Raw genomic sequence first — 21156 nt, 5'->3', positions numbered from 1 at the left:
TTTATTTTCTCCCTCATAATTGCAGCAGAAGATGAAATACCAAATAGTCCTTCAACACAGCGAAGAAGACTGCGGTGCAGCAAGTCTTGCAACCATTGCCAAACATTACGGACGCACATTTACCCTCAACCGCGTCCGAGAAGCCGTAGGCACAGGTTCTAGAGGAACATCCTTGCTAGGATTGAAACGGGGTGCAGAAGTATTAGGATTTAACGCCCGCCAAGTTAAAGCCAGTCCCCAATTAATCGACCAATTACATCAAGCTCCCTTACCAGCAGTTATCCATTGGAAAGGCTACCACTGGGTCGTATTATACGGGCAGAAAGGCAAAAAATACGTCATCGCCGACCCTGGTGTTGGTATTCGTCATCTTACCCGTCAAGAGTTAATGGCGGGTTGGGGTAATGGCGTCATGTTACTGCTAACCCCAGACGACAGTCGCTTTTATCAACAAGAATCAGATAAAATTGGCGGATTGGGAAGATATCTGCAACGGGTTTGGCCCTATCGTTCTATTCTCGCTCAAGCGATCGCCATTAACATCGCTATTGGACTGCTTTCTTTGGCATCTCCCTTTATGATGCAACTGCTCACCGATGATGTCTTAGTACGAGGTGATACCCAACTACTAACCACTGTCGCCATTGGCGTTATCGCCATGAACTTAATTAGAAGCGCCATTAGTTTAGTCCAATCTCACCTTATCGGTCACTTCGGTCAAAAATTGCAATTAGGACTAATTTTAGAATACGGACGCAAACTCTTACATTTACCCCTATCCTACTTTGAAGGCCGACGCAGTGGAGAAGTCGTCAGCCGCATTGCCGATGTCAAAGCCATCAATAACTTAGTGTCCCAAATTGTCCTAGGATTACCCAGTCAATTCTTTATTGCGGTAATTTCCTTGGGTTTTATGCTCTTTTACAGTTGGGAACTAACTCTCGCTTCCATAGTTGCATTTATAGTTGTCACGGGTGTTAACCTGCTTTTTTTACCCGCGATGCGCCAGAAAACCCGAAGTCTGATTGTTTCTGGTACAGAAAACCAAGGCTTTTTGGTAGAAACATTTCGCGGCATCCAAGTATTAAAAACTACCCAAGCCACTCCCCAAGCTTGGTCTGAATACCAAGGGAATTATGGTCGCCTTGCCAATTTGGGCTGGAGTACGATGAAACTGGGACTGTATAGCAGTACAGTTACTGGCATTCTTTCTACCTTCATTAGTATTGGTATCCTTTGGATGGGTAGCTATTTAGTCATTAATCACACCTTAACAATCGGTCAATTAATGGCATATAACGGCATGAGTGGCAACTTTCTTGGCTTCTTAGGTGCTGCGATCGGTTTAGTAGATGAGTTTATCACAGCCCAGATAGTCCTGCAACGGATGACAGAAGTGATTGACGCTACCCCAGAATCCGACAATGATTTTAAAAAGCCTTGGGCACAAATTCCTGGCAATGCAGATATAACTTGCAGTGAACTTAACTTTCATCACGCAGGTAGAGTTGACCTCCTACAAGATTTTTCCTTAACTATTCCTGGCGGTAAAGTTATTGCTTTAATTGGCAAATCTGGCTGTGGTAAAAGTACCCTGGCAAAATTGCTCACAGGCTTATATAAAATCGAGTCTGGCAATATTCGTTATGGTTTTTATAATCAGCAAGATTTATCCTTAGAATGTTTGCGTCAACAAGTGGTATTAGTTCCTCAAGAACCCCACTTTTGGAGTCGTTCGATTATTGATAACTTCAACTTTAGCTATCCCCATATTAGTTTTGAAGAAATTGTTAAAGCTTGTCAAATTGCAGGTGCAGATGAATTTATTAGCAAACTCCCTGATAAATATCAAACTGTTTTAGGAGAATTTGGGGCAAATCTTTCCGGTGGACAACGCCAAAGATTAGCTATAGCCAGAGCCATAGTTACTCAGCCACCGATCTTAATTTTAGATGAATCCACGGGCGCACTCGACCCAGTAAGCGAAAGACAAGTATTAGATAGACTTTTAGCCCATCGCCACAATCAAACGACTATTTTAATTAGTCACCGTCCCAAGGTAATACAGAGAGCAGATTTAATTGTATTTTTAGAACAAGGACGCTTAAAAATCCAAGGGACACCAGAAGAATTGCGCTCTTTACCTGGCGAACATTTAGATTTCTTAGATGATATTTTCCCTTCTCATAATGGGTTGGCGTTGATATCTTCCCCGGCTCATCATAACGGCAAGACTGCCATCATTAATTAAGATAATTCGTACCTTGGCTTTACTCGGCAACCTAATTCGTAATTCGTAAAACATTATGGTTAGCAACACAAATTTTCTCCCCCCAATTCAAACAAACGAATTTCTCCCACCAATTACTCGTTGGACAACATGGGGCGGAATGTTTATTCTCTGCGTTCTCGGATTAGCTGTGCCACTTGCTGCTATTAGTAAGTATAAGGTTACAGTCCAAGGACAGGCGGTTGTGCGTCCGGCGGGTGAATTGCGAATTGTGCAAGCGGCGACAGAAGGTCAGGTTATGCACATTTATGTCAAAGAAAATCAAATTATCAAAAAAGGAGATGCGATCGCAACTATTGATGACTCCCGTCTGCAAACTAAAAAAAGCCAATTGCAAACGAGTATTCAACAATCTAAGTTACAACTAGTGCAAATTAATGCCCAGATTAGCTCCCTTAATAGTCAGATTCGAGCCGAAACTGACCGCCTTAACCGGATTATTACTGGCGCTCAAGCCGAATTGAGCGGTCGCCGTCGGGAATATCAAGATAAAAATCTCACCACTGTTTCCGAACTCCAAGAAGCTGATGCTAACGTCAAAATTGCTGAAAAAGAATTGCTAGCTGGGGAAGCACAGTTAAAAACAACACAAGCAAATCTCCATGCTGCTGAAGCTGCTTTAGGTGTAGCCCAGTCAAAACAGAAGCGATATGAGAGTGTAGCTAACCAAGGGGCGCTATCTCAAGATCAATTGGAAGAAGCACAATTATCTGCCAGACAGCAAGAGCAAGCGGTAAAGGCGCAACAAGCAGCAGTGGAGGCGCAAAAACAGACAATTGAACGGTTACAACAAGCGGTATCTGCTGTGATTGCGAGAAGACAACGCGCCCAAGTTGCTGTAAATCCAAGTAATGCAGCAGTAACTGTTGCTACTGAGAGAATCGCTCAAGAAAAAGCCGGAGGGGAAAGCAACAAAGCAACATTAGAAAAAGAACGCCAAACCTTAGTTAACCAACGGATTGAAATTGAAAAGCAGTTAGAGCATGATATTAGCGAACTCAAACAAGCCAAAATAGATTTAGCTCAAACCGCGATCGCAGCTACCGCCGATGGTATCATTTCCCAACTCAATCTGCGAAACCCAGGTCAAACTGTGCGTGCTGGCGAGGAAATATTGCAAATTGTCCCCACTGATGCACCTCAAGTTTTGAAGGCTGCGGTGGCATCAGATGAGCAAAGTAAGTTAAAAATTGGTCAAAAAGTCCAAATGCGAGTCAGCGCTTGTCCTTACCCAGATTATGGTACTTTGAATGGTCAAGTGCAGACGATTTCTCCAGATGCGATCGCTCCTCAAAAGAATGGCACAAATACATCAATGAATGGGACTACTAGCCCAAAAGCTACTGCGCCTGGTGCTTTCTATGAAGTCACAATTGAACCGGAAACTCTGGTTTTAGGTAAAGGGAAAAACCAATGTCACATTCAATTGGGTATGGAGGGTAGGGTTGATATTATTTCCCGTGAAGAAACTGTGCTGCAATTTTTCCTCCGTAAGGCAAGGTTGATTAGTGATTTGTAACTTTTTCTTTTGGGAGACTCCCTCACCGATGCAGCGTCTACGCTTTGCATCAGTTCAATTCTTGCGATCGCCCTACAGCCTTTCTCCTAAAGGAGACGCTACGCGTAGCTTGCTTCCCCGTAGGGGTACGGGCATTCTACGGCAGGCGATGGCAAAGCAAAGCCATCGCTTTTGTGTTTAATAAAAGCAAGTTTGCTAAATTCCTATATTGAATTCGGGCAGTCGTTTATTGAATTCGGGTAGTCGTTTATTGAATTCGGGTAGTCGTTTATTGAATTCGGGCAGTCGTTGATTGAATTTGGGTAGTCTTTGATTGAATTCGGGTAGTCTTTGATTGAATTTGGGCAGTCTTTGATTGAATTTGGGCAGTCGTTAATTGAATTCGGGCAGTCGTTGATTGAATTCAGGCAAACCCCAAGAATTTACATAAAGCCATTCAAGATTTTTGTAATAAATAAACTAATCTGACTCAGGGAGCCTTAGAAGCCGAAAAGTCTCTGATGGAACTAACAGAACATTATGTTACTCAGTATTTTAAGTTTTTAAAACTTTACTCTTATCTAGTTCAAATATCTGCTGAAATTAATTGTATAAAAATTTATCAATAAATTGGTTGCATATTCACAGATAAGAAATGAGCGGGTGAGGCTGGTTATGATATGGCAATCTGTAGAAATAGGAATTGGCTCTCAGGTTTATTAAGAGTTTTTAGTATTACTGGAGCGCTTGCTCATGTCATATTTTGTTGTGAAAATCACGCCTTAGCCCAGATTACCCCTGATGGAACATTGGGTAATAACTCTTCAATAATCACTCCCAATGTTAATATTAAAGGACTGACGGCTGACCGAATTGATGGCGGAGCAATTCGCGGTGCAAACCTGTTCCATAGTTTCCAGGAATTCAATGTCGGAGAATCCCAACGTGTTTATTTTGCCAATCCTACGGGAATTAAAAATATTCTCACAAGGGTGACGGGAAGTAATATCTCGAATATTCTCGGCACTTTGGGGGTGAATGGTGGTGCAAATTTGTTTTTTATCAATCCCAATGGCATTTTATTTGGGAACAACGCACGTTTGGATGTAGCAGGTTCCTTTGTAGGGACTACGGCGAATTCTTTTGTGTTTGGCAATGGGTTGGAATTTAGTGCAACAAATCCTCAGACTCCTTCCTCATTACTAACAGTTAATCCTTCGGCATTGTTGTTTAATCAACTTCCGGCTGGCAGAATTGAAAACAGGTCAATTGCACCAGCAGGAACAGACCTCGCAGGTTTTGATGCATTTGGTTTACGAGTGGGAGATGATAAAAGTTTGCTGCTAGTGGGTGGTAATGTCATCATGGATGGCGGTCAGTTAAATGCTTATGGTGGGAGAGTTGAATTAGGGGGGTTAGCAGCACCTGGAAATGTCAATCTTCTTTTTAATGGCGATAATCTTAGCTTGAAATTTCCTCTTAATGTAACTCGTGCAGATGTGTCACTTACCAATCAAGCGAGTGTGTATGTAGAAGCTGCTGGCGGCGGTGATATTGCAATTAATACCCGCAATATGGATATTTTGGCAGGGAGCCAGCTTTCTGCTGGTATCGCCTCTGGTTTGGGTCAACCAGAGGCGACTGCGGGGGATATTACGCTTAATGCTACGGGGGAAATCAAAGTTGCTGACTCCGGGAGTAGGATTCTCAATCTTGTGAGTCAGGATTCAAAAGGCAATGGCGGTAACATTACTATCGATTCTGGTGACTTCTCATTACGAGACGGCGCTTACCTTGCAGCTTCAACTTATGGAGTGGGGAATGCAGGGAATGTGACAGTGGGTGCAAAAAATGCTGTTGACCTTGCAGGTAACGCTGACATTTTCAGCACCGTAGAAGCAGGAGGCGTAGGTAAAGGAGGCAATATCAACATCAATGCTACAACACTGTCACTCACTGATAGCGCTCAACTGCTAACCGGTACTCGTGAAGCATCTGCCACCCAACCAGCAGGACGGGGGGATGCAGGCAATGTCAATGTTAAAGTAACAGGTACTGTTGATATTGCTGGGGAGAAAAACGGTTTTCCCAGTGGGATTCTCAGCAATGTGGGAACGGGGACTGTTGGGAATGGGGGTAACATTTTCATCGATTCTGGTAACTTCTCATTACGAGACGGCGCTCAACTTCAAGCCTCAACTTCAGGAGTGGGGAATGCAGGGAATGTGACAGTGGGTGCAAAAAATGCTGTTGACCTTGCAGATAACGCTGCCATCTTCAGCACCGTAGAAGCAGGAGGCATAGGTAAAGGAGGCAATATCAACATCAATGCTACAACACTGTCACTCACTGATAGCGCTCAACTGCTAACCGGTACTCGTGAAGCATCTGCCACCCAACCAGCAGGACGGGGGGATGCAGGCAATGTCAATGTTAAAGTAACAGGTACTGTTGATATTGCTGGGGAGAAAAACGGTTTTCCCAGTGGGATTCTCAGCAATGTGGGAACGGGGACTGTTGGGAATGGGGGTAACATTTTCATCGATTCTGGTAACTTCTCATTACGAGACGGCGCTCAACTTCAAGCCTCAACTTCAGGAGTGGGGAATGCAGGGAATGTGACAGTGGGTGCAAAAAATGCTGTTGACCTTGCAGATAACGCTGCCATCTTCAGCACCGTAGAAGCAGGAGGCATAGGTAAAGGAGGCAATATCAACATCAATGCTACAACACTGTCACTCACTGATAGCGCTCAACTGCTAACCGGTACTCGTGAAGCATCTGCCACCCAACCAGCAGGACGGGGGGATGCAGGCAATGTCAATGTTAAAGTAACAGGTACTGTTGATATTGCTGGGGAGAAAAACGGTTTTTCCAGTGGGATTGGCAGCTTTTTGGAAACGGGGACTGTTGGGAATGGGGGTAACATTTTTATCGATTCTGGTGACTTCTCATTACGAGACGGCGCTCAACTTTCTGCCTCAACTTCAGGAGTGGGAAATGCGGGGAATATAACAGTGAGTGCAAAAAATGCTGTTGACCTTGCAAATGGTAGCATTTTCAGCACCGTGTCAGCAGGAGGCGTAGGTAAAGGAGGCAATATCAACATCAATGCTACAACACTGTCACTCACTGATGGCGCTCAACTGGTAACTATTACTCGTCGAGCATCTGCTACCCAACCAGCCGGAAGAGGGAATGCAGGCAATGTCAATCTTTTGGTAACAGGTGCTGTTGATATTGCTAGGGAGAAAAACGGTTTGTCCAGTGGGATTCGCAGTTTCGTGGACACAGGAACAATTGGCAATGGAGGTAACATTACCATTGATTCTGGTGACTTCTCTCTAAGTGATGGCGCTCAACTTTCTGCCTCAACTTCAGGAGTGGGAAATGCGGGGAATGTAACAGTGAGTGTAAAAAATGCTGTTGACCTTGCAAATGGTGACATTTTAAGCACCGTGGATGCAGGAGGCGTAGGTAAAGGAGGCAATATCAACATCAATGCTACAACACTGTCACTGACTGATGGCGCTCAACTGGTAACTATTACTCGTGGTGCATCTGCTACCCAGCCAGCAGGACGGGGGGATGCAGGCAATGTCAATGTTTTTGTAACAGGTGCTGTTGATATTGTTGGGGAAAAAAACGGTTTTCCCAGTGGGATTCGCAGCAATGTGGAAACGGGGACTGTTGGGAATGGCGGTAGCATTACCATCGATTCTGGTGACTTCTCATTACGAGATGGCACTCAACTTATTGCCTCAACTTCAGGAGTGGGGAATGCAGGGAATATTCGCATCAATGCAAAAAATACAATAACTGTTTCTAGAAGTAATCAACAGAGCAAATTTTCTAGTGGTTTATTCACATTTACTGATTTTAATTCCACTGGCATTGGTGGCGATATTACCATAAACACCAATATATTTCGCATCTCCGACGAGGCGTTACTGGATGCACGCACTAGAAATAATCAAAAGGGTGGCTATATTACGGTAAATGCAAATATTTTTGAAGCACTCAACGGTGGACAACTCATTACCGCTACCTCAAGCAATGGACGTGCAGGTAAAATAACTGTCAACGCTACTGATAAAGTAATAATTAGTGGTAGTGACTTTAGTTATGATGACCGAGTTACTAACTTTCCTGACAACGTAGTAAATATTAGCCCTAACAGTGGCTTATTTGTCAGTTCCACAGGTTCAGGAATCACAGGCGACATCGAAATCAACTCACCCAAAATTACCCTAGACAACCAAAGTAAACTCAATGCCGAATCTGCATCCGGTAACGGTGGTAATATCAACCTCAAAAGCGATTTACTCTTACTCCGTCGCAATAGTCAAATCTCCACCAACGCAGGTACAGAAAAATTAGGTGGTAATGGCGGTAATATCAATATCAACTCAAAATTTATCGTTGCTGTTCCAAATGAAAATAGCGATATCAGCGCTAACGCCTTTACAGGGGTTGGTGGTAGAGTTGACATTACAACAAACGGTATTTTCGGTATTCTCTCGCAAAAACGCCCAACCGAAAAAAGCGACATTACAGCAAGTTCGGAATTGGGAGTCAGTGGCGAAGTAACCATCAACAGTCCAGATACTGACCCCAGTCGCGGCTTAATTCAACTACCCTCTAACCTCGTCGATGTATCCCAACAAATTGCCCAAGGTTGCACTCCCAAAGGAGGACAAAACACCAGTCGTTTTATCGCCACCGGACGCGGTGGATTACCCCAAAGTCCTAATGAACCGTTGCGGGGACGATCAGTAATTACTAGTTGGGTAGATTTGCCCGCACAAGCAACAGCCATTACGGATAAATCATCTACTGCATCTATGACCAAATCTACCGATCCAATTGTCGAGGCTCAAGGATGGATTGTCGATGCTAATGGCAATATTATGCTCGTGGCTCAATCTCCTCAAAGTTTTTTTATTCCCTCTGCCATGTCTTGTAGTCAATAATTCATTACTCCATGAATCGGGGGAGGAATTACGATGAAACTCAAGAGCGATCAAAACAATCAGATGCATTACCTAATTTTAAGTTTTTAAAACTTTACTTCGATCTAGTTAAAATATCTGCTGAAATTAATTGTAGAAAAATTTATCAATACGGCTAGCAGAAAACCCTTGAATATGTGGTTCGAAGCCGTGACGTAAGAAAATTGGATATTCACAGGTAGGCAATGAGCAAGCGAGGCTGGTTCTGATATGACAACCTGTAAACATAGGAATTGGCACTCAAATTTATTAGAAGCTATTAGCATTATTGGAGTGCTTGCTCATGGCATATTTTATGGTGAAAATCACGCTTTAGCCCAGATTATCCCTGATGGAACATTGGGTAATAACTCTTCAAAAATCACTCCCAATGTCAATATTAAAGGTAGTGCTGCTGACCGGATTGATGGTGGAGCAACTCGCGGTGCAAACCTGTTCCATAGTTTCCAGGAATTCAATGTGGGTGAGTTGCAGCGTGTTTATTTTGCCAATCCCACAGGAATCTCCAATATTCTCACACGGGTGACGGGAAGTAACTTATCCAATATTCTCGGCACTTTAGGGGTAGATGGTGGTGCAAATTTGTTTTTTATCAATCCCAATGGTATTTTATTTGGGAACAATGCACGACTAGATGTAGCGGGTTCCTTTGTAGCAAGTACGGCGAATTCTTTTGTGTTCGGCAATGGCTTAGAATTTAGTGCAACTAATCCTCAAACTCCTTCTTCATTATTAACAGTTAATCCTTCTGCTTTGCTATTCAATCAACTTCAGGCTGGCAGAATTGAAAACAGTTCAATTGCACCAGCAGGAGATAATATCTTTGGTCTACGAGTACCAGACGATCGGAGTTTGCTATTAGTGGGTGGAGAAATTGCCATCAATGAAGGTCAATTGAATGCTCCGAGTGGGCGAGTGGAATTGGCAGGAATTGCAAGTCAAGGGACAGTCGGGCTGAATGTGGATGGTAATAATTTGAGTTTGACTGTTCCTGATAATGTAGCTAAAGCCGATATCTCACTCAGTAATCAAGCCTTGGTCAGTACCAGTGGCGAAGGTGGCGGTGCTATTCAGGTGTGGGGTAAAGGAGTTACAGTTAGTGGAGGTTCCAAGATTGAAGCCAGCACTTTTGGAGCACTACCTGGAAAAGGATTGAGTGTAAATGCTTCCTCAGTGCAAGTCGTTGGAGAATCACCTGATGGAATTCGCAGTGGTTTATTTGCTGAAACTTTTGGGACAGGAGATGCAGGAAGCCTGACAATTAACACCAAACAGTTACAACTCTTAGCAGGAGGAAAGATTTCATCTGGTACATACAATGCAGGAGCGGCGGGAGATTTAACAGTAAATGCCTCAGAGTCTGTACAAGTGGCAGGTCTGACAGTTAGCGGCCAGTTTGGCAGCGACTTGTATACTCAGAGTAGTTCTGGCGCGACAGGAAAAGGAGGAAAGCTAACAATTCAAACTTCTAGGTTACTCGTCGAAGATGGAGGGCAAGTATCGGTTTCTACCTCCGGTGAAGGTGTGGCAGGAAATTTGACCGTGAATGCCTCGGAATCAGTGCAAGTAATCGGTATTCCAGATAATCCCTATTTAGGCTCTACTGGTATATTTGCCGCATCTAATGGAGCCGGAGATGCTGGAGACATCACGATTAATACTAGACAGTTACTCATCCAAAATGGAGCCGGAATCACAACTGACAACGAAGGTAGGGGGGTTGGAGGGAATATAACAGTAAATGCTGCCGAATCAGTGCAGCTAGTTGGTACTGCGATTCTTCCACAGTTTCCTGATGGATGGTATCCTAGCAATATCAGTTCTGATGCATACGGCACAGGGCCCGCAGGAAAGATTACGATTAACACCAATCAGTTGTTAATCCAAGATGGAGGAGTTATTTCAGCTGTAACTAACGGTAGTGGGGCTGGAGGAAATGTGAATATAAATGCCTCCCAATCAGTTCAAATGATTGGCACTGCTACTAATAGTAATAGTGTATTTCCTTTTCCCAGCAGCTTGTTGACTCAAACATGGGGTACAGGAAAAGCAGGAGATTTGGCAATTAATACCAATCAGTTGATTGTCCAAGAAGGACAGCTATCTGCCAGTACTTTAGGGCTGGGAGATGCTGGCAGTGTGATGATTAATGCCACCGATAGCGTCTCCTTTGATGACAGTGTTGTTTTGAGCGATGTCGGAGATGCCTCCGACCAAGGGAAAGATGCTTTTGCTAAAGGGGGTAGTATTGATATCACCACTGGTTCTCTTTTGCTGACCAATGGCGGACAATTGGCGGCTAGAACTTTTGGTGCAGGAAAAGCAGGAAATATAAATATTAGCAGCGATCGCTTACTTACTGAAAATGAAAGTGCGATCGCAGCTAACACTTTTGGCACAGGAGATGCAGGCAACATAACTATTGCATCTGGGATAATGAATGTCAAGAATGGAAGTGCGATCGCAGCAAACACTCTTGGCACAGGAAATGCAGGCAACATAACCATTGACACTGACACCATGACTGTCCTTGATAGTCAAGTGGGAAGCAGTGTTTTCGGTAAAGGGTTTGCAGGAAATTTGACTATTCGCGCTACCGATTCAGTGGAAGTAAGCGGAAAAATCAAATCGAGTTCTAATATTGAAAATCCTGCTGGCTTATTCGCTCAGGTAAACACTGAAGGTGAGGGTCGCGGTGGCAACTTGACTATTGAGACAAAACGCTTGAGTGTCAGTCATGGAGGCAAAGTGCAAGTCGCTACTTTTGGTCAAGGCGACGCTGGTAATCTCACAATTCATGCCTCTGAGGTAGAGGTATTTGATACACCTGTTGATAACCTCTTTGCTACAGGGATCAATGCAGGTGTTGAAATAGACGCAGATGAACAAGTGATTCCACCTAGAGGCAACGGTGGCGATTTAACAATCGAAACCGATCGCTTAAGTGTAAGAGGTGGTGCAACAGTATCGGTTGGGACTGCTGGAGAGGGCAATGCAGGTAAATTACGAATTCATGCGTCGAAATCTGTAGAAGTCGTTGGGAAATCACCAAATGGTAACTTTAACAGCCAAATCAGCGCTGCGGTAACGCCAGAAGGTACTGGTAGCGGGGGAAGTTTAAAGATTGAGACTGAACAGATGAGTATTCGGGATGGAGGTGAAGTCACTGTCAGTAGTACTGGAGCGGGGACGGCAGGCGATCTTGAGATCCAAGCTCGTTCTTTGAGTCTGGATAACCAAGGAGCGATTGCCGCCATAACCAGATTGGGGAATGGTGGTAATATTGCCCTGAAGTTGCAAGACTTATTATTACTACGCAATCATAGTCAAATTTCTACCACTGCTGGCAGTAGCGAATTCGGTGGGGATGGCGGTAACATTAACATTAATAGCCCTTTCATTGTCGCCGTTCCCAAAGAAAATAGCGATATCACTGCTAACGCCTTTACAGGGATTGGTGGTAGAGTTGACATTACAACAAACGGTATTTTCGGTATTCTGCCGCAAAAAAGCCCAACCGAAAACAGTGACATTACAGCAAGTTCGGAATTGGGAGTCAGTGGCGAAGTAACTATAAACAGTCCTGATACTGACCCCAGTCGCGGCTTAACTCAACTACCCTCCAATCTCATAGATGCATCCCAACAAATTGCCCAAGGTTGCGCTCCTAGAAGAGGAAAAAACGCCAGTAGCAGCTTTATCGCCACCGGACGCGGTGGATTACCCCAAAGCCCTAATGAACCGTTGCGAGGACGAGCAGTGATTACTGGTTGGGTAGATTTGCCCACACAAGCAACAGCCATTACGGATAAATCATCTACTGCATCTATGACCAAATCTACCGATCCCATTGTCGAGGCTCAAGGATGGATTGTTGATGGTAACGGTAATATTATGCTTGTGGCTCAATCTGGGCAAAGTTTTTTTATTCCCTCTGCCATGTCTTGTAGTCAATAATTCGTTACTCCAATCGGGGGAGGAATTTCTATTTATCTAAGTATTTCTTCAGAAAAGTTATTACTTTTCACTACTCTTAGCAAAATAAAATTAGGCCAAAGCATTAAAGCGAATCGCCAAAGCGATGACACGTTCTAAAATACCCATCACCACCACTATACAAACTAACCTTCATTCAATCATTGCTGTTTCTGTGGGGATGGGAATTGCGATCGCAGCTTTTTGGGCAAATTGCGCTTTTGCTCAGATTACCCCCGATCGCACTCTACCGAATAATTCCACCGTCACACTAGAAGGGAACACCAGAATTATTGAAGGAGGAACCAGAGCGGGTGGCAATTTGTTCCACAGCTTTGGTGAGTTTTCCGTTCCCACTGCAAGCACTGCTTTCTTTAATAATGCTCAAGACATTCAGAACATCATTAGCAGGGTAACGGGTAAGTCAGTTTCTAACATTGATGGGTTAATTCGCACTAATGGTATAGCTAACCTGTTTCTGATTAATCCTTCGGGGATTATTTTTGGTAAAAATGCCTCGCTGAACATTGGTGGTTCTTTTGTAGCGACTACTGCCAATGCAATACAGTTTAGCAATCAAGGTTTTTTCAGTGCTGACAATCCAAATAGTCCTGCATTATTGACAGTCAATCCTTCAGCTTTGCTATTCAATCAAATTACTGCTGCGCCGATTCAAAATAACTCAGTCGCACCAGCAGGATTAAATAAGTCCGGCTTTGATGCCTTTGGTCTACGTGTAGCAGATGGTCAAAGTTTGCTGCTAGTGGACGGTAATGTCAGCATGGATGGCGGCCAGTTAAATGCTTTTGGTGGGAGAGTTGAGTTAGGAGGGTTAGCAGCACCTGGAAATGTCAATCTTCTTTTTAATAAGGATAATCTCAGCTTGAAATTTCCTGAGAATGTGACTCGTACAGATGTATTACTTAATAATCAAGCGGGTGTATTTGTGACTGGTGCTAGCAGCGGTAATATTGCAGTTAATGCCCGTAATTTAGAAATATTAGGAGGAGGTCTTCTTTCTGCTGGTATCGGGCAAGGTTTGGGTACACCTGAAAGTGTTGCCGGGGATATTACCCTCAAAGCTACGGGTAAAATCAAAATTGCAGGTTCTGAGAGCAGAATTCGCAATTTAGTGCGTTTGGGATCAAAAGGCAATGGAGGTAACATAACTATCGATTCTGGTGACTTCTCATTACAAGACGGCGCTCAACTTGTTACCTCAACTTCTGGTCAGGGAAATGCAGGGAATGTGAAAGTAGGTGCAAAAAATGCTGTTGACCTAGCTAACGCTAGCATTTTCAGTACAGTGGAAGCAGGAGGCGTAGGTAAAGGAGGCAATATCGACATCAATGCTGCAACACTGACACTACGAGATGGCGTTCAACTGTTAACCATTACTCGCGAAGCATCTGATACCCAACCAGCAGCAAAAGGGGATGCAGGTAATGTCAATATCAAAGTTACTGGGAAAGTTGAGATTACTGGGGAGAAAAACGGTTTTTTCAGTACGATTGGCAGTTTTCTGGATACAGGAACAGTTGGTAATGCGGGTAATATTACCATCGATTCTGGTGACTTCTCATTACGAGATGGCGCTCAACTTATTGCCTCAACTTATGGAGAGGGGAATGGGGGGAATGTGACAATAGGTGCAAAAAATGCTGTTGACCTTGCAGATATACCAACTGCCATCCTCAGTGCAGTAGCAGTAGGGGGCGTGGGTAAGGGTGGTAATATCGACATCAATGCTGCAACACTGACACTACGAGATGGCGCTCAAGTAGTAACTGCGACTAGTGGTGCATCTGCAACCCAACCAGCAGGTAGGGGGGATGCGGGGAATGTGAATGTGAAAGTTACCAAAGAAGTGGATATTGGAGGTATTGTTAATATTGCTAACATTTTCACTGCTACTGGAATTTACAGCAACGTGGAAATAGGTACAGTAGGCAATGGAGGTAATATTTTCATTGATACTGGTTTGTTGAAGTTACGAGATGGCGCTCAACTTTCTGCCGTAACTCGTGGACAAGGGAATGCGGGGAATGTGACAGTAACTGCAAAAGATGCTGTTTCCCTTGCAGGTAATGCTGCCATCTTCACCCAAGTGGATGCAGGGGGTATGGGTAAAGGTGGCAATATTGACATCAATGCTGCTTCCCTCTCAGTACAAGATGGCGCTCAACTGATAACTGTGACTACTGGTGCATCTGATACTCAACCAGCAGGAACAGGGGATGCAGGGAATGTGAATGTGAAAGTTACTGGGGAAGTTGATATTGCTGGTGTGAAAAATGTTGATATTGCTGGTGTGAAAAATAGTTTTTCCAGTGGGATTTTCAGCTATGTGGAAAGAGGTACAGTAGGCAATGGAGGTAATATTCTCATTGATACTGGTTTGTTGAAGTTACGAGATGGTGCTTTATTAGATGCACGCACTTACAATGATAGCAAGGGTGGCGATATTAGTGTGAATGCAAATGTCTTTGAAGCAACAGGTGGTGGGCAACTCACTACTACCTCAAGCAATGGACGTGCAGGTAAAATTACAGTCAATGCTACTGACAGAGTGATTATTAGAGGTAGTGACCTTAATTACAATGACAGGATTACTAAATTTCCTGGCAGCGTAGCAAATATCGGTGCTAAGAGTGGCTTATTTGTCAGTTCTACAAGTTCAGGAATTACAGGCGACATCGAAATCAACTCACCCAAAATTACCTTAGATAACCAAGGCAAACTCAACGCCGAATCTGCATCCGGTAACGGTGGTAACATCAACGTCAACAGCGACTTACTCTTAGTCCGCCGCAACAGTCAAATCTCCACCAACGCAGGAACAGAAAAATTAGGTGGCAATGGCGGTAACATCAAGATCAACTCAAGATTTATAGTTGCAGTTCCCAAAGAAAATAGCGATATCAGCGCTAACGCATTCACTGGAACTGGTGGTAGAGTTGATATTACAACAAACGGTATTTTCGGTATTCTGCCGCAAAAAAGCCCAACCGAAAACAGTGACATTACAGCAAGTTCGGAATTGGGAGTCAGTGGCGAAGTAACTATAAACAGTCCTGATACTGACCCCAGTCGCGGCTTAACTCAACTACCCTCCAATCTCATAGATGCATCCCAACAAATTGCCCAAGGTTGCGCTCCTAGAAGAGGAAAAAACGCCAGTAGCAGCTTTATCGCCACCGGACGCGGTGGATTACCCCAAAGCCCTAATGAACCGTTGCGAGGACGAGCAGTGATTACTGGTTGGGTAGATTTGCCCACACAAGCAACAGCCATTACGGATAAATCATCTACTGCATCTATGACCAAATCTACCGATCCCATTGTCGAGGCTCAAGGATGGATTGTTGATGGTAACGGTAATATTATGCTTGTGGCTCAATCTGGGCAAAGTTCTTTTATTCCCTCTGCCATGTCTTGTAGTCAATAGACTTCTTGGCATTGTGGGGTAAAGGGTAAAGGTATGGAATTTTCCCAAACCCAGTAACCTTTAACCTTTCTCCAACATCTTGCAAAAGCAACTTCTGCAAGAAATCTATCGACCCAATACTTCTCGGTTAAGGGGAAAAGGGGAAAGGGAAAAGGAAAAGAAAAAACCTTTAACCCTTACCCTTTACCCCAAACCCGATTCCGAGTTAAAAATGCACAAAGCGAGAAGTATTGTCTATCGACCGATAATAGAAAATTTCTGCTGGGGTGCATAAAAAATAGAACTCATCGTATATGAGTTCAGCAGGGAGATTCACTTAGCTCAACTTTATTCAATAAAAAACCTGGCTCTTAGGCAAATACTTTTTAAGTAAAACTACCTTCCCTTAAAGGTTTCAGGGATAGCGTAGACCTTATTTAGCGGTGTGTTGCAGATATCTTGTTGCCAACAAAACCGATAAAGTCGAGCTAAAACCGGACTTCCAATTGCGTCTGATTGGGATGAAATATCACCCCAGATAGACCTTACTGAAACCAAAAAACTAAAACCTTTTACTTTTACTACTCAGAGGAATAATTAAAATGCCCACCTATAGTGGAACTAACGGAAATGACAATATTATCGGTAGTATTTTTACTGATAGTATCTTTGGATTTGGAGGAAACGATACCCTTAATCCTGGGTCTGGACTTAATGATTATATAGATGGCGGCACGGGCGTTGATTTACTCGTAGCCGACTACTCTAATGTCAGCAGTCCCTACAGCTTTTCCTTCAATAATATCGAAAAAATTTCCTTCAATGGCAGTAACGGAGTTGATAATTTTACCTTTAACAATACCACTGATACCCTATACGGTAATGGTGGCAACGATATCTTGGATGCTGGGGCTTTCGATGATTATCTTAATGGCGGCAGTGGGAGTGACTCTCTCTACGGAGGCGATGGCAACGATACCCTTAATCCTGGGTCTGGAGTTAATGATTATATAGATGGCGGCACGGGCGTTGATTTACTCGTAGTCGACTACTCTAATGTCAGCGATCCCTACAGCTTTTCCTTCAATAACATCGAAAAAATTTCCTTCAATGGCAGTAACGGAGTTGATAATTTTACCTTCAACAATACCACTGACACCCTATACGGCAATGGTGGCAACGATACGTTGAATGCAGGGGCTTTCGATGACTATCTTGATGGCGGCAGTGGTAATGACTCTCTCTTGGGAGGCTACGGCAAAGATACCATCTATGGGGGTAGTGACAATGATTTTCTCTTCGGTCAGCAGGATAACGATATTCTTGACGGCAACAGTGGCAATGATTTTCTCAATGGCGGGGAAGGCAATGACTCTCTCTACGGAGGCGATGGCAATGATATTTTAAATGGTCGTAAAGACTACGATTACCTTGTGGGAGGAAGTGGAGCCGATAAATTTGTCTTCGACTCTCTGTCTGATGGAATTGATTACATTGCAGACTTTAAGTACTTTGAAGGAGATAAAATTCAGATTTCTAAAGTTGGATTTGGTGCGAGTTCTACCAGTCAGTTTAGTTATAACAACGCCACAGGTGCTTTGTCTTTCACTCCATTTGATGCGATCGCATCGGTTCAATTTGCCTCTCTCCAAACCAACTTAGGAAGCGGATTTCTTCCTAGTGTTGACATCGTTCTAGTTTAAAACGGGACTTGTATCAATCCGGTTTGATTTTTGAACAAAATTAAGATTTGTAGGGTGCGTTGCGCGAAACGCTAACGCAACGCCAGTACCCTGCTCAAATAGGAAATCCATACTACTGGCTCCCCTACGTATCTTTTCAAAGATCCAAAAATCAAATAGTAGTGTCAAATCTTAAAGGTCTTACCCCACCCTAACCCTCCCCTTATAAAGGGGAGGGAACTTGATTTCTTGTTTCCTCCCTTTATAAGGGAGAATTAAGGGGGTAAAAATGTGATAAAAAGCACAGCAAAACACTTTTATAACAACCTCTTAGGTTTTTTCTATATCAAAGTAGATTAGTGTTTGCGTAGCGTGTCCTTTAAGACAAGGTATTAGTAGCAATATTACGTTTGTTGCTTTAAGTTTATAAAATTTAACTCCCATCTAGACGATAATCTATGATGAAATTAAATTAACCGTGGCTCAATCTGTGCAAAATTCTTTTATTCTCTCTGCCATGTCTTGTGGTCAATAATTCGTTACTCCAAGATTCAAGGGAGGAATTCTGATGAAACCCAAGATTCATAAAAACAATCAGTGGCAACGGATATGTGACGGATTTAAGATATGGTTGATTCATCACTTTAAAATCCATAAGTTGCCTGTTTTCATGCTCTTGGTTGTGGTGACAGCTTTTTTGTCCGTTACTGCTTTTCCTGTTGCTGCAACTTTAGAGAGACAACATATCGCAACTCTTGGAGTCTCAATCCAAAATCCTCCTGCACAAACACAAGACTTGCTACAACAGGGTAAAGTGCTATATGAGGCAGGAAAGTTTGCAGAAGCGGTTAGAGTTTTGCAACAAGCAGTTAAAAGTTTTGGCAGTCAAGGCAATGAATTACAGCAAGCTGTGGCATTAAGTAATTTGGCGTTGGCATATCAAAAACTGGGTAATTTACCACCAGCGCAACAGGCAATTACAGATAGTTTGAAGTTGCTCGAAAAATCTTCTAATTCTGAAAATCTTCAGGTTTTGGCTCCAGTTCTAGATATTCAAGGTAGCATTCAACTAGACTTAGGACAAGCTGAACAGGCACTTAACACCTGGCAACGTGCGGAAGCCAGCCATAAGCAATTAGGCGATCGCAATGGCATTATCCGCGATCGCATCAATCAAGCTCAAGCATGGCAAGTTTTGGGATTTTACCGTCGGGGTTTGACAATCTTGACTCAATTGCAGCAGGAGTTACAATCAAAACCTAATTCAGTCAGTAAAGCAGTAGAATTACGGTCTTTCGGGAATGCTCTGCAATTAGCCGGAGATTTGAATCAATCTCGTCAGGTATTACAGCAAAGTTTGTCAATTGCCCAAAAACTGGATTCTCCCCAGGATGTGAGCGCGGCTTTATTCAGTTTAGGCAACACGGCACAAGTACAGCGAGATTTTAAAGGGGCAATAGAGTTCTATCAGCAAGCTGCTGCGATCGCTCCTAACCCGATTAGCAAAGTTCAGGCTCAAGTTAATCAGTTGAACTTACTAGTGAACGCGGGACAAACAGCCGCCGTACAGACACTATTGCCGCAAATCCAAACTCAACTGACACAACTACCTGCTTCTGTGACAACTATTTATGCGCAGATTAATCTAGCTCAAAGCTTGATGAAATTTGGGACTACACCCAAAGCGATCGCTCAAATCTGCGCAAGAGCTTTGCAACAAGCTCAAAATTTGGCAGATAAACGAGCCGAGAGCTTTGCCCTTGGGACTCTGGGTAGTGTATACGAACAAACTAAACAATGGTCAATAGCCCAGAACCTCACCCAACAGGCACTGAATATAGCCCAAACAATCAACGCCCCAGATATCGCTTATCGTTGGCATTGGCAGTTGGGACGCTTGTTAAAACAGCAGAAAGAAATTGAGGGTGCTATTGCTAGCTATGATACTGCGATCGGTGAGTTGCAGACTCTCCGTAGTGACTTAGTAGTTGTGAATCGAGATGTCCAGTTTTCCTTTAAAGAAAGTGTAGAACCTGTATATCGAGAGTCCGTAGAATTATTGTTGCAGTTTCAGCAAACTCATCCGAGCGAACCAATCTTAGACAAAGCTAGACAGAGAATTGAAGCACTGCAACTAGCAGAATTAGACGACTTTTTCCGGGAAGCTTGCATTAATGCCAAAACTGTTTTGCTTGACACAGTGGTAGATAAAGATAATCCCACAGCCGCAATTATTTATCCAATTATTCTGCCCGATCAACTGCAAGTGATAGTCAAAATCCCTAAACAACCACTACGTAATTATACAGTTAATAAGTCCCAGCATGAGGTAGAAGGTACTATAAAACAACTCAGAGAGTATCTATTAGAACCCGATCGGAATGAGGAAGTGCAGGCGCTATCACAAGAAGTCTATGGGTGGTTAATCAAAGAAATTGAGTCAGATTTAAAAGATAGTGGAGTCAAAACCCTTGTATTTGTACTGGATGGTATATTGCGAAATGTGCCAATGGCAATATTGTATGACGGTCAGCAATATCTGGTAGAAAAATACGCTGTAGCCCTTAGCTTAGGACTCCAGTTACTCGCACTCAAACCCTTGACACAAACAAAACTCAATGTGCTAGCTGCCGGGTTAGTGCAACCACCACAAGGCTTTCAACAGCAATTTCCACCGCTACCAGAAATTAAATCAGAATTCGACTCTATTTCCCAAGCGATCGCCTCTACCACCGAGTTACTAGATCGAGACTTCAACAGCAAGAACCTAGAGAGTAAAGTAAATACTGTGCCATTTAATGTGTTGCATCTGGCAACCCACGGTCAATTTAGCTCCAATGTTGAGAATACTTTTATACTTGCAGATGATGGGCCAATCAACGTCACGCAATTTGATAGCCTGTTGCGCCGTCGGGATCAAACTCGCTCAGAAGCCTTGGAAATGCTGGTGTTAAGTGCTTGCCAAACCGCTACTGGTGACAATCGCGCCACGCTAGGGCTAGCAGGAGCATCCGTAAAAGCCGGCGCTCGTAGTACCTTGGCTTCACTATGGCATATCAGCGATAAATCTACTGCTATCTTAATTGGTGAATTTTATCGTGAGTTAGTTAAAACTAAGGTGACAAAGGCTGAAGCCTTGCGTCGTGCCCAAGTAAAGTTGTTAAAAGATTATCCCAATTACAGTCGTCCTGGTTACTGGGCACCTTATGTTTTAGTTGGTAACTGGCTTTGACAAATTCTATCCACTTATTGAAGTTTCTACAGATTGCCCT

The 21156-nt window shown here is 43.4% G+C and carries 8 protein-coding genes; all 8 read left to right on the top strand.

Annotation, left to right across the window (positions count from 1 at the left end; genetic code table 11):
• The first annotated feature begins 31 nt into the window (after positions 1–31).
• The 8 genes from V7K45_RS04395 to V7K45_RS04360 all read left to right on the top strand — a co-directional run bounded on the left by V7K45_RS04395 (position 32) and on the right by V7K45_RS04360 (position 21116).
• Complete coding sequence (locus tag V7K45_RS04395; RefSeq protein WP_335000752.1) at positions 32–2251, top strand: peptidase domain-containing ABC transporter; 2220 nt, start codon at positions 32–34, stop codon at positions 2249–2251.
• A gap of 55 nt (positions 2252–2306) precedes the next feature.
• Positions 2307–3809, top strand: a complete 1503-nt coding sequence (locus V7K45_RS04390; protein ID WP_335000750.1) for an HlyD family efflux transporter periplasmic adaptor subunit — start codon at positions 2307–2309, stop codon at positions 3807–3809.
• Between the two features lie 28 nt (positions 3810–3837).
• Positions 3838–3990 (top strand): hypothetical protein, encoded by a 153-nt coding sequence (locus tag V7K45_RS04385; RefSeq protein ID WP_335000748.1) that lies wholly within the window; start codon positions 3838–3840, stop codon positions 3988–3990.
• 478 nt (positions 3991–4468) lie between these two features.
• Positions 4469–8761 (top strand): two-partner secretion domain-containing protein, encoded by a 4293-nt coding sequence (locus V7K45_RS04380; RefSeq protein WP_335000746.1) that lies wholly within the window; start codon positions 4469–4471, stop codon positions 8759–8761.
• Positions 8762–9010: 249 nt separating this feature from the next.
• Positions 9011–12757: a two-partner secretion domain-containing protein gene (locus V7K45_RS04375; protein WP_335000744.1), complete on the top strand. Its 3747-nt coding sequence runs from the start codon at positions 9011–9013 to the stop codon at positions 12755–12757.
• Positions 12758–12881: 124 nt separating this feature from the next.
• A complete protein-coding gene (locus V7K45_RS04370) occupies positions 12882–16223 on the top strand; it encodes an S-layer family protein (RefSeq protein ID WP_335000742.1) in 3342 nt (1113 codons plus the stop codon).
• 581 nt (positions 16224–16804) lie between these two features.
• Positions 16805–17905 carry a calcium-binding protein gene (locus tag V7K45_RS04365; RefSeq protein WP_335000740.1) on the top strand — a complete coding sequence of 367 codons (1101 nt, stop codon included), beginning with the start codon at positions 16805–16807 and terminating at the stop codon, positions 17903–17905.
• 649 nt (positions 17906–18554) lie between these two features.
• On the top strand, positions 18555–21116 hold the full coding sequence (locus tag V7K45_RS04360) for a CHAT domain-containing protein (RefSeq protein WP_335000768.1): 2562 nt from the start codon (positions 18555–18557) through the stop codon (positions 21114–21116).
• Positions 21117–21156: the final 40 nt, after the last annotated feature.

Origin of the sequence: Nostoc sp., from assembly GCF_036917375.1 — a bacterium.
Lineage (GTDB): Bacteria > Cyanobacteriota > Cyanobacteriia > Cyanobacteriales > Nostocaceae > Nostoc.
Note: the sequence above shows the minus strand (reverse complement) of the source record. Positions and strands in the feature narration are given on the sequence as shown.

Excerpts from the sequence above, each read along its gene's own strand:
- V7K45_RS04395 (WP_335000752.1), top strand. The coding sequence starts at position 32 with ATGAAATACCAAATAGTCCTTCAACACAGCGAAGAAGACTGCGGTGCA.
- V7K45_RS04390 (WP_335000750.1), top strand. The coding sequence starts at position 2,307 with ATGGTTAGCAACACAAATTTTCTCCCCCCAATTCAAACAAACGAATTT.
- V7K45_RS04385 (WP_335000748.1), top strand. The coding sequence starts at position 3,838 with ATGCAGCGTCTACGCTTTGCATCAGTTCAATTCTTGCGATCGCCCTAC.
- V7K45_RS04380 (WP_335000746.1), top strand. The coding sequence starts at position 4,469 with ATGGCAATCTGTAGAAATAGGAATTGGCTCTCAGGTTTATTAAGAGTT.
- V7K45_RS04375 (WP_335000744.1), top strand. The coding sequence starts at position 9,011 with ATGACAACCTGTAAACATAGGAATTGGCACTCAAATTTATTAGAAGCT.
- V7K45_RS04370 (WP_335000742.1), top strand. The coding sequence starts at position 12,882 with ATGACACGTTCTAAAATACCCATCACCACCACTATACAAACTAACCTT.
- V7K45_RS04365 (WP_335000740.1), top strand. The coding sequence starts at position 16,805 with ATGCCCACCTATAGTGGAACTAACGGAAATGACAATATTATCGGTAGT.
- V7K45_RS04360 (WP_335000768.1), top strand. The coding sequence starts at position 18,555 with ATGCTCTTGGTTGTGGTGACAGCTTTTTTGTCCGTTACTGCTTTTCCT.